The following is a 12,124-nucleotide window of genomic DNA, read 5'->3' on the forward strand; positions in this document are numbered from 1 at the left end:
CGGGATTTTGGCATATTCATGCCAAAACACCTCGCGGGACAGTGGTGTGTGAACAATAACAAAATCTCATAAATAAATGAAAAAAATTACCAAAAGGACTTGAAAATTGGATTAAAATAGTATAATATAAAAACATAAACAAATTAAGAATGCATAGCAACTATAACTTATTAACGTTGAGTGACAGCAGATTGCTGAATAGTAACGGACAGACGATATACTATAAAGAAAGAATTGAGGGCAGAAATATGAAGATTACAGATACCATTAAATATGTCGGAGTGAATGACCATCAGGTAGATTTGTTTGAGGGACAGTATGCAGTGCCAAACGGAATGGCATATAATTCCTATGTGATTCTGGATGACAAGGTTGCAGTTATGGATACTGTAGATGCCAATTTCAAACATGAATGGCTGGATAATCTTGAACAGGCACTTGGCGGACGTAAGCCGGACTATCTGATCGTTCAGCATATGGAGCCTGACCATGCAGCAAATGTAGCGAACTTTCTGGAAGTATATCCCGGCACTACAGTAGTAGCCAATGCGAAGACATTTGTAATGATCAAGAATTTCTTCGGACTGGATCTGGAAGGGCAGAAACTGGAAGTAGAGAATGGTTCTACACTGAGTCTGGGAAATCACAATCTTACTTTTGTATTTGCGCCAATGGTACATTGGCCGGAGGTTATGGTGACTTATGACAGCACAGATAAAGTTCTTTTTTCAGCAGATGGATTTGGTAAGTTCGGTGCTCTGGATGTGGAAGAAAACTGGGATGATGAAGCAAGAAGATACTTTATCGGTATTGTTGGTAAATATGGCGCACAGGTACAGAGACTTCTGAAAGTAGCAGCTACTCTGGATATTCAGATCATCTGTCCGTTACATGGTCCGGTACTTACAGAAAATTTGGGACATTATATCAGCCTCTATGATACCTGGTCCTCTTACACACCGGAGGAAGAAGGAATCGTAGTTGCATATACTTCTGTATACGGACATACCAAAGAAGCAGTCAATCAGTTTGTGGAGAAATTAAAGAGCAAGGGATGTCCGAAAGTAGTTGTTTATGATCTGGCAAGAGATGATATGTCTCAGGCACTCAGTGATGCATTCCGTTACAGTAAGCTGGTACTGGCAACAACTACCTATAATGCAGGAATCTATCCGTTTATGAATGACTTTATTACCCGTCTGGCAGAGCATAATTTCCAGAACCGCACAGTGGGCCTTATTGAAAACGGTTCCTGGGCACCTCTGGCAGCAAAAGTAATGAAAAATATGCTTTCTGAATGCAAGAAGATCAACTGGCTGGACACCACAGTGAAGATTATGTCCGCAGTAAATCAGGAAAACAGAGATCAGATGGAAGCGATGGCTTCCGAGCTTTGTAAGGAATATATTGCAAAGAATGATGAACTGGCAAATAAAAATGACATGACAGCATTATTCCGCATTGGTTATGGTCTCTATGTAGTGACATCAAATGACGGTAAAAAGGATAACGGACTGATCGTTAATACAGTTACACAGCTGACAGACTCTCCGTTCCGCGTTGCAGTTAATATCAATAAGACAAATTATTCTCACCATGTTATCAAGCAGACAGGGGTGATGAATGTAAACTGTCTCTCTGTAGAAGCTCCGTTCTCTGTATTTGAACAGTTTGGTTTCCAGAGTGGAAGAAGCGTGGATAAATTTGCGGGACAGAAGGTGAATCGTTCTGATAACGGACTGATATTCCTGGACAAATATATCAACGCATTTATGTCCCTGAAAGTAGAGCAGTATGTAGATCTGGGAACTCACGGAATGTTCATCTGCAGTGTGACAGAAGCCCGCGTGGTAAGTGACCAGGAGACAATGAGCTACACCTATTATCAGAAAAATGTAAAACCGAAACCTGAAACAGAAGGTAAGAAAGGATTTGTATGTAAAGTCTGCGGATATATCTACGAAGGCGATGAACTTCCGGAAGATTATATCTGCCCACTGTGTAAACATGGAGCTGTAGACTTCGAGCCGATTGGATAATAATAAATAAAAATCCCTGACAGAAATTAAAAACTGATGATCAGTTAAAATTTCTGTCAGGGATTTTTGTTATACATCACATGTTACACTTGATAAATAGAAACAAATATATACGTGTTTCAATACATAGCTATGTTATTCTTAATGAAGTTCCCAAATTCTATCGTTGCAAACAAGTCTCAGTAGATTTGGATTTGTAACTGTAAAGGTGCTGAACAGTTACGAGTATTTTATTATAAATTAACAGATATTGCAAATAAATTTTTAGAAAAGTAAAAAGATTCAGCTTGATAAAACAAAACAAACGTGTTACTTTATAACTAAATAAACAAATATTTACGTTGAAAAATATTGGGAGGGTATTGTGGAGCAAAAACTAAATGTATATGAAATGAGAGTGAAGCTTTATCTGCTGCAGGATATTCCATTTAAGGAATTACAGAATGCAGTAGCAAATTTTGTAGATTCAGCACTGTGTCAGAATGAGAGTTTAATTTCTTTCCATGAGACAAATTGTTACAAATTCTACAGTGTAGGGACTCTGTGGCCGTTGGAACGTGGCATGACATATAAAAAAGACCAGATTTATACCTTAACTGTACGAACTGTAGAACCGATTCTTGCGAGATACTTTTCAGAGGTATTAAAAAATCACTATACACAGAAAATGAAAGGCTTAACTGTTGAGAATCGTATTATTCCGCACAAAATGATAAGCGAAATATATACGCTGAGTCCGGTTATTATGAAGTCAGACGAAGGATACTGGAGAAGTTATATGAGTCTTGATGAATATGAAGAAAGATTGTTTTCTAATTTAGTAAAGAAGTATAATTCATTTACAGGAGAGCAGATCGAAGAAGATTTTCCCTTATATACAAATATTACATTTTTAAACAGACATCCAATTAGTTGCAAGTATAAACGTATTAGTTTGTTAGGTGATAAATTAAGTCTTCAGATTGCAGATGATGAGAAGAGTCAGAAACTTGCATATTTCATATTAGGTGTAGGACTTTGTGAATTAAACAGCAGAGGAGCTGGGTTTTGCAATTTCAGGTGGTTCTGATCAGTGCTTGCTGGAACTGACCTGTGGGATAGCCATATGATTTATGGTAATAATAAACTGCTATATAAAAAGTAAAGAGGGTGAGTATGTGCTGAAGGATTGTCTTGAAGTATTCAAAAGACAAATGCAACAGGTAAAAGAAAAAGGCAGGGCAGAAGATGCTTTGATTCTGGATTCCTATATTCCGGCAGATGGGTGTTATATCAGTGTGAATTCTGATGGAATTATCGCATGCCAGATGGATTTGAAATTTAACAAGAAGGCAAAACAAATGGAGGGGATTTCGCAGAGATATTATGGGAAAATGTGTTTTTTTGATTATCACAGCAGGTTAGTAAGCATGGATAAACCTGTAGATCCAAAGAAAGTTATTCATTCAAATAATTACCTTTCATTTTGGGTGAAGCAGGAAAGTCTGGGTAACGGGAAATTAAATCAGGAGGCAATTGACCGATATTTTGATGTATTAAAAAATCCAGAAAAGAAATATGCCAAGTCAAAAGACAGACAAATGTATGACTATATTGCTGCTCAGATTGACGAAATTAATGTAGAAAAACTGGAATGGTGTCGGGATTGGGTAAAGAAGCATATTTTTAGTTTGGAAGATATGGGAATTTCTCTGTCAGGAAAAAATTATCTGAAAATCTTCTTTGAAGATACAGAAGAACGATATATACAGGAAGAACAGAGATATCTGATTACGAAAATCTTTAATAAGAATGATTATAATCAGGAAATAGATGGGAAAATATGGGGACTTCCTAACGACAATCTGGGAATGAACCAGAAGAAACCATACATGGCACATAAAACAAGAAAGACAGAGCTGCCATATATGATTACTGCAGAAGATGCAGTTTTGCAGAGGAAATTTTTTGATTACCTGTACAATCAGGCGTCTGCAGGAAAAGTAAATATTTATATTGATCCGGAAAAAGGAGAAATCAGTGCTTTTTCAAAAGAAGAAAAGATGCAGAAAGATTTCACAGGCTATTATCTGTATGTGCAGAAAGGAAAAGAAGTGCAGATCATGCATCAGGATGTTATTGTAGATTACCGTTATCATCTGCGAAAGCGTTTTCAATATATAAATGTATTCGACAGAAAAACAGAGGAAGAACTCTACAGGGATTACGGAACTGTCGGACAGATGGAGAGTTTACTTAATGAAATCCTGTTTTCAAAATGGCTGGTTACGAATTATTTTACACCTGTTGATGAATTGCAGATTTCCGGTGAGACAGCACGAAATCTGATATGGTCAAGAGATGCAATTTTTGCATGGTTATATAAGAATGAAACACAGAATATTGCAGGAATTTTATCTAAAGTCAGTGTGAACATGATAAAAGATTCTATAAAAAACGGATATATTTCCAAGGCTGTGAAACAGTTTAATCTGAAGTGTTCACTGGAAGAATATTTTTCAGGAGGAGAGCAAATGAGTACGGATTATGAGTCAATACGAAAAGAATTAAGAAGAAAGATACAGAGTAAAGAGACAGAGCAGATTACAAGTGATGAAGAATATTATTATGCAGTCGGACAGCTTGTGAATTACTTTATTTCTCTCAGTAAGGCAAAGGATAAGAAACATTCTCTGGCGAATCCTTTCTTTAACATAAAGAATAATCAGGCTTTAAAAGATAAACTGCGCCAGTATTTTATAAAATATAATTACCAGCTGAATTGTTCAGGAACATGGTTTAATAATCTTTATGCAATGATCTGCAATTATACAAAAGCAGAAAAAACAGATCAGAATTCTATGATCGCGGGATATATTAATAATAACATTTTATATCAGAAAAAGAATATGGAGGAACAGGTAAATGAATAAACGAGTATATGGAGTATTAGGCATCTCTTCTATTATGGCAAACTGGAATGCAGATTTTTCCGGATATCCCAAAACAACATCTGATGGCCTGGTATTTGGAAGTGATAAGGCCTTGAAGTATCCGATGAAAAAAATGTGGGATAATGAAGGAAAAAAAGTTCTGTATATTAAATCAATGAAATTTGGCGGAAAAGATGCTTCATTGGTATCTTTGGTGCCACGTTCATTGGGAGAGCGTTATGAATATATCTTTGGAGAAAAGGTGGAAAAGAATCCACAGAAAACTTTAAAAAATCTGTTCTCAGCAGTAGATGTAAAAAACTTTGGTGCAACTTTTGCAGAAGCAAAAAATAACATATCTATTACGGGTGCTGTTCAATTTGGTCAGGGATTCAATAAATATGCAGATACCTGTTCGGAAGAGCAGAATATATTGTCACCGTTCAGGGATTCAAGTAAAGATGATAAGAAGGATGAAGAAGCAAAAAACTCAACGCTTGGAACTAAAATCACCAGCAATGAAGCGCATTATTTTTATCCATTTGTGATTAATCCTCTGGCATATAAAGAGTTTAAGGAGCTGGGAGTTACAGATGGGTACACAGAGGAAGATTACCAGAATTTTAAAAGAACAGCATTAGTATCTGCCACAGCATTTGCCACAAATGCAAAAGAAGGATGTGAAAATGAGTTTGCACTTTTTGTTGAAACAGAATCAGACTTATATCTTCCGAATCTGACAGAATATATTTCTTTTGATAAAGGAGAGGAAAAAAACATAATTAATCTGGAACAGTGTGCTGAGCTTTTACAGGTGCTTAAAACAAGGATTAAAAATGTAGAAATTTATTATAATCCGTATACAACAAAACTTGAAGGAGAAATTGAAGGGGCGAAGATATTTAATATTATTACACAAGAAGAGGTGTGATTTATGCGGGCTTTGAAATTTACTCTCAGTGGAAAAAATGCCTTTTTTAAAAAGCCGGAAGTGAATGCTTACTTTTATTTTACATATGGACAAATCCATAGAGTTGCGCTTTTAGGCATACTTGGAGCTATTGTAGGGTACAAAGGTTATGGCTGTACAGGAACGTATCCGGAGTTTTATGAAAAATTAAAAGATTTGAAAGTTTCTGTTGTACCGCGAAACTCTCAGGGATATATACAGAAGAAAGTACAGATGTTTAATAACACAGTAGGATATGCATCCCAGGAACTGGGAGGAAATCTGATCGTAAGAGAGCAGTGGCTGGAGAATCCGGTATGGGATATTTATATTCTTTTAGATTCCCGGGAAGCGGATAAGATTGCAGAGATGATTCTGGATAAGAAATGCGTATATATCCCATATATGGGAAAAAATGACCATCTGGCGGATATCTGTGCTGCAAAAGTTGTGGAACTGGATGTGGTAACATGCGAAAATGTAGTTTTATCTTGCCTTTATGAGAAAAAAGATGGAAAACTGGGAATTGCTGATGAAGAAGAGGAAGAGTATGAAGATGAAGAGGAAGTTCCGGAGTTTAAATATGAAGAAAAGCTTCCCGTCGGAATAGACAGCCATTTGAATTTGTATCAGTATGAAACGTTTTGTTTTACAAATATGAAAGTGACTTTGAAAGGAAAAAAAATTTTTAAAACAGAAGATCGTATGCTTGTATTTTATTAGACAGAATCCCGCAGCCTTTTTGCGGGATTCTGTCGTAAAGGGGGATTTCTTTGAATATTGAATTTATTGATTTAACAGAAGTACAGAAAGATGTTGTGCATTGTTATGCACATAGAACTGGCAATGAAAAGAAGAGCATGGAGCAAAGACAGAAAGAAACACTAATAGAGCATACAGAATTATGCCAGCAATATTATGAGAAAATAGTAGAGCACAAACAGATACAGGTAGTCTTTGAGCAGTTTGAAAAATTGTATTTTTCCGAGATGAGTCGGGAAGGAATCCATTTTTTTGAAACAATGAGAGACAATGTTATCACTTTTCATGATATCGGAAAAATTAATCCAAGATTCCAGGAAAAAAATATGGGAAATTATGAATTGAAAGGAAAGGCAAGGCCGGATAACAGTGTAGGAAGTAAACATTCTATTTTGTCTTCAGTTTTGTATCTGGATTATTTCCTTGATCGAGTTTCTCAAATAGAAAATCTGGAAGAAAGAAAAAGTTTAAGAGATCTTGCATATATTCACTCATTTTTAATAGCAAAACATCATGGGGCACTTACTGATTTTCAGACATATCTGGACAGCTTTGCAAGTCTGAATGATACAGAGGGTACAGTATTAGGGTGGCATGCACAGCAATGGCTGAAAAAGTGGAAAGAAGAAAATGAAAATCAGAAAGTAAGAAAGAAGGTGTATTTGAAAAAAGATAAACAGGAGGATATGTTTGAAAGAATATCAGGAGACGATGCTTCCCGTCAGGTATATTTATTTGGATATACCAGACTGCTGTTTTCACTTTTGGTAGCTGTTGACTATTATGCCACATCAGACTATATGAACGGGATAAAATTGAAAGCTTTTGGACAACTGGATGATATTTCAAATATTATACAGGCATATGAAAAAACGGGAACACAACAAAGTATTCGGGAGTATGAAAAAACAAAATATCCACAGAGAAGAGAAAGGCTGGTGAAAAAGAAAAAAGCGGATGTAATCAATGATTTAAGAACAGAAATGTTTCTGGATGCGGAAAATACATTAAAAGAACATATCAATGACCACATATTTTATCTGGAAGAACCTACAGGTGCAGGGAAAAGCAATACTGCATTGAACCTCAGCTTTCAGATTATAAAGAAAGTAAAGAATATCAATAAAATTTTCTACATTTATCCGTTTAACACGCTTGTAGATCAGAATATTGAAAATCTGGGGAAAATATTTGGAAATCAGAAAGATATTATGAACCAGATTGCTGTGGTAAATTCACTGGTACCTATGAAAGAAGAGAAAGATGAGTATGAGGATAAGACAAAAAAATTTTATCAGAAAGTTCTTCTTGACAGACAGTTTTTGAACTATCCAATTGTTTTATCTACACATGTGACTTGGTTTAAAACTTTATTTGGGCATGAGAAAGAGGATGTATTTGCTTTTCATCAGTTATGCAATTCAGTAATTGTGCTGGATGAGATACAAAGTTACAAAAATGCTCTCTGGAGTGAAATCATAACTTTTTTGAAAGGGTATGCGAAATTGCTTAATATGAAAATCATTATCATGTCAGCAACTTTGCCAAATCTGGAAGCACTGACAGATGATAAGGAAGATGCTGTCAATCTGATTCCACAAAAAGAAAGTTACTTTAAACATCCTGTTTTTGCGGAAAGAGTCATACCTGATTATAGTTTACTGAAACAGAAGATGACATTGGAAATTTTGTGTGAACATGTGCAAAAACAGGTACTGCGAAAGAAGAAAATATTGATAGAATTTATCAGCAAAAAGAGTGCAGAAAAATTTTACGGTATGTTAACGGATACAGAAATAGACTGTGAAACGTTGTTTATGAGTGGAGACAGCAGCATCTGGGAAAGACAGAAAATAATTGAAAAACTTTCGAAGCTGAAATCTGTTATTCTGGTGGCAACTCAGGTGATAGAGGCGGGTGTCGATATTGATATGGATATAGGATATAAAGACTGTTCAAAGCTGGACAGTGAAGAGCAGTTTATGGGGCGTATTAATCGTTCCTGTAAAGGGGAAGGAATTGTTTATTTCTTTAATCTTGATTCTGCAAGAATGGTGTATAAAGATGGAGATATTCGTGTTGACACAGAATTTACTGTCATGAAAACAGATATGCAGGAAATTTTGAGAACCAAAAATTTTTCTGATTATTATGGAGAAATTCTGGAGATAGAGAGAAATAACAAAAAAAGCGAAAACGAAAATAATATAGTGCATTTTTTCAAAAAAGAAGTTGGTCAGCTTGCTTATCCAAAAGTTTCAGACAAAATGCATCTGATAGATGAACAGCGAGAAATGATGAATGTATTTCTTTCCAGGACACTTACATTATCTGCTACTGAAAAAATATGCGGAGACGAGATTTGGCAGGAGTATGAATCGTTGTTACATGATCAGGGCATGGATTACAGCGAACAGCGTGTCAGACTTCATGAGATAAAATGTAAAATGAAAATGTTTGTGTATCAGATAGAAAAAGGAAATACATTCGCATGGGATGAATATGAAGCAATTGGTGATATATATTTCATAAAAGACGGTGATTCCTATTTTGAAAATGGAGTTTTAAACAGAGAAAAATTTGGAACAGGCGGAGAGATGTTTTTCTGACAGATGTGGGAGAATTGCAGCAATTTACCAGACACATTTGGACCAGAGAATAAGCTTTTTACATGAACCATCGGAAGGCAGATTCTCATTAAGTCTGGATTTGAGCGAAGTGTTTAAACCAGTTATTGTTTTCAGAACAATTTTTGACTTGGTCAATAATAGAAGACTGCAGGTTGAAAAGCATTTTGAAAAAAAGGTAAACTATTGTATTTTGAATGAAGAGGGACGGAAAATATTTATAGAAGCATTTGAAAATCGTCTGGAAAGTGTATTTCTTCATCCCAAATTGAAAAGAAAAGTTTCTTATCGCACTGCATTGAAACTGGATTGCTATAAGCTGATAAAAAATATTCTTGAAGGAAAAGAGTTTGTTCCATTTTCTCTTAAAGAAGGAATGTAAAAAGGATAGAGAGAAAAGAGTAACGGTATTAATGATTTCTGTGTTAAAAAATGGGGATTTCATGTATGAAAAAACAGTTGAATTATAATTATGCATTCTTATTTTATGATGTAGGAGAAAAAAGGGTACAGAAAGTATTTAAAATCTGTAAAAAATATTTATCTCATTTCCAAAAATCAGTTTTCAGAGGGGACATGACGCCATCAAAATTCATACAATTGAGAAATGAACTGAATCGAGTGATAGATAAGGAAGAAGATTTTGTGTGTATTATAAAATTGATGAATGATAATGTGTTTGGAGAAGAAGTACTTGGAAATGGAAAAAAAGATAATGGAGAAGATTTGATTTTGTAGTAAAAGAATTCTCCTGTCAGTGTGAAAACATGACAGGGGAATTCCTTAAGTAAGTTAAATGAAAAGTTATAAAAATTACCAGGCGGATTTTCACAAAAAAATGAAAAATATTGAAAATACGGGGGTATACCAGGTTTTGATTGAGTAAATAAAAAATGAGATGTCGGTTGGTAAAAATCTTGCAATCCTTTGTATTTTGCTGTATTATAAAAACTGTTAGAAGAAGAAAAGCCTATAAAACGAGGGGATAAAGAGTAACATGAGATGTATTGAAACTTCTTACATCTTTCATGTTATCAATTCCTTCCTTAGATAAAGAGTAACATGAGATGTATTGAAACAACGTCATTGTGTCCACAAAATCACTGGCTCTTTCTAGATAAAGAGTAACATGAGATGTATTGAAACTAATTTCAAGTTCATCATAGGATGCGAGGAACTGGATAAAGAGTAACATGAGATGTATTGAAACATCAAGAAGGTACTGAGCTTCTTGATACTGTCTGGAGATAAAGAGTAACATGAGATGTATTGAAACACTCGCCTGCATTGTACGGATAGTAGTCTGCTGGGATAAAGAGTAACATGAGATGTATTGAAACGAAACAAAGAAAGCATTCTGTCTGGAATGCAAGTATGATAAAGAGTAACATGAGATGTATTGAAACAATGTTGTGCCATCCTTAAACGTTGCGCGAATAGGATAAAGAGTAACATGAGATGTATTGAAACTTATTTTGTGTTAAAAAGCAATGCCTAATTCCCTCAGATAAAGAGTAACATGAGATGTATTGAAACTAGCTTTATCCTCCATTATATTCTCTGTATAGTTGGATAAAGAGTAACATGAGATGTATTGAAACATTTGAATAATTGACTTATCTTTTTTATTTACATAAGATAAAGAGTAACATGAGATGTATTGAAACAAAGAATATACCATTTACACGAGGTTAATAGAGGGATAAAGAGTAACATGAGATGTATTGAAACAACCATCGTCTCTAGGGTATGAACCTAGCAAGGATGATAAAGAGAGATGTATTGAAACTTGCTACAGTTCGCTCCGGCCCCGGCAAAGCAGGAATGATAAAGAGTAACATGAGATGTATTGAAACCCAGATGCAGCTGATAACTGTTTCTGTACGAAAGCCGATAAAGAGTAACATGAGATGTATTGAAACTATACTGGAATCCGAACTGGTTCTGAATAGTGATCGATAAAGAGTAATATGAGATGTATTGAAACTCATCAGAGAATCTTCCGTCCGGCAACTGTTTTGCGATAAAGAGTAACATGAGATGTATTGAAACAGGGAACTGTTTCCGCATCAGGAAACTATATCCTGATAAAGAGTAACATGAGATGTATTGAAACAAACCATTTCAAAAAAGAAAGTGATGACCAAACGGATAAAGAGTAACATGAGATGTATTGAAACAACTTTTTGATTTTATCCTGCACATCTTCTGGAATTGATAAAGAGTAACATGAGATGTATTGAAACCATAATATTACTATTATAATACCTCTGATATACCGATAAAGAGTAACATGAGATGTATTGAAACGTCCACTGTCAGCGATTTTGGAAAGTTCATCTTCGATAAAGAGTAACATGAGATGTATTGAAACATCCGTCTGTTCTGTCGGTTGTCTTCTGCCTCAAGATAAAGAGTAACATGAGATGTATTGAAACACCAATTTCTCTCTGATTGCCTCAAGGGTATTTTCTCGATAAAGAGTAACATGAGATGTATTGAAACTTCGGTTGAAAGTATTTATAATGTTTACTTGTCATTGATAAAGAGTAACATGAGATGTATTGAAACATATTTTTACAATATCGTTTCATTATCAACAGGTTCGATAAAGAGTAACATGAGATGTATTGAAACAAAATAGATGCTCGACTAGTCCAACGGTAACCTGGGATAAAGAGTAACATGAGATGTATTGAAACAATACCTTTCCTGTAGTCGTTCTATGTACTGCATGATAAAGAGTAACATGAGATGTATTGAAACCTGTCCGGACATTCTAATTTAACCTATTGTGCTACTTCAAATAGATTATGTGAAAACCTGTAAAACCGC

Annotated in this window: 8 protein-coding genes and 2 CRISPR repeat arrays; all 8 genes read left to right on the plus strand. The window is 35.0% G+C overall.

From position 1 onward, the window contains the following. Nucleotides 1-248: 248 nt before the first annotated feature. The 8 genes from LJE11_RS17625 (at nt 249) to cas2 (ending at nt 10,027) form a co-directional block, all read left to right on the plus strand. The gene (locus tag LJE11_RS17625; protein WP_026650331.1) at nt 249-2,039 is read left to right on the plus strand and encodes a flavin reductase; all 1,791 of its coding nucleotides are present in this window, start codon (nt 249-251) and stop codon (nt 2,037-2,039) included. A gap of 364 nt (nt 2,040-2,403) precedes the next feature. Further along, nucleotides 2,404-3,108, plus strand: coding sequence for a CRISPR-associated endoribonuclease Cas6 (cas6, locus tag LJE11_RS17630; RefSeq protein WP_008706840.1), 705 nt, complete (start codon nt 2,404-2,406; stop codon nt 3,106-3,108). A gap of 88 nt (nt 3,109-3,196) precedes the next feature. Next, nucleotides 3,197-4,951 (plus strand): hypothetical protein, encoded by a 1,755-nt coding sequence (locus tag LJE11_RS17635; RefSeq protein ID WP_008706839.1) that lies wholly within the window; start codon nt 3,197-3,199, stop codon nt 4,949-4,951. Next, nucleotides 4,944-5,882, plus strand: a complete 939-nt coding sequence (locus LJE11_RS17640) for a type I CRISPR-associated protein Cas7 (protein ID WP_161276499.1) — start codon at nt 4,944-4,946, stop codon at nt 5,880-5,882. The genes LJE11_RS17635 and LJE11_RS17640 overlap by 8 nt, the downstream gene beginning before the upstream one ends. Before the next feature lie 3 nt (nt 5,883-5,885). Beyond that, complete coding sequence (cas5b, locus tag LJE11_RS17645) at nt 5,886-6,623, plus strand: type I-B CRISPR-associated protein Cas5b (protein ID WP_008706837.1); 738 nt, start codon at nt 5,886-5,888, stop codon at nt 6,621-6,623. A gap of 50 nt (nt 6,624-6,673) precedes the next feature. Then, nucleotides 6,674-9,271 (plus strand): CRISPR-associated helicase/endonuclease Cas3, encoded by a 2,598-nt coding sequence (locus LJE11_RS17650; protein ID WP_020993579.1) that lies wholly within the window; start codon nt 6,674-6,676, stop codon nt 9,269-9,271. Further along, nucleotides 9,243-9,671, plus strand: a complete 429-nt coding sequence (gene cas1, locus LJE11_RS17655) for a CRISPR-associated endonuclease Cas1 (protein ID WP_020993578.1) — start codon at nt 9,243-9,245, stop codon at nt 9,669-9,671. The genes LJE11_RS17650 and cas1 overlap by 29 nt, the downstream gene beginning before the upstream one ends. A 65-nt stretch (nt 9,672-9,736) precedes the next feature. Then, a complete protein-coding gene (gene cas2, locus LJE11_RS17660; RefSeq protein WP_008706834.1) occupies nt 9,737-10,027 on the plus strand; it encodes a CRISPR-associated endonuclease Cas2 in 291 nt (96 codons plus the stop codon). Nucleotides 10,028-10,273: 246 nt separating this feature from the next. Next, nucleotides 10,274-11,021: a CRISPR direct-repeat array (repeat unit 30 nt; unit sequence GATAAAGAGTAACATGAGATGTATTGAAAC). Nucleotides 11,022-11,115: 94 nt separating this feature from the next. Next, nucleotides 11,116-12,055: direct repeats of the CRISPR family, unit length 30 nt; unit sequence GATAAAGAGTAACATGAGATGTATTGAAAC. Nucleotides 12,056-12,124 lie beyond the last annotated feature (69 nt).

It is taken from the genome of Blautia sp. DFI.1.216, from assembly GCF_020594215.1.
Taxonomy (GTDB): Bacteria; Bacillota; Clostridia; order Lachnospirales; family Lachnospiraceae; genus Blautia_A; species Blautia_A wexlerae.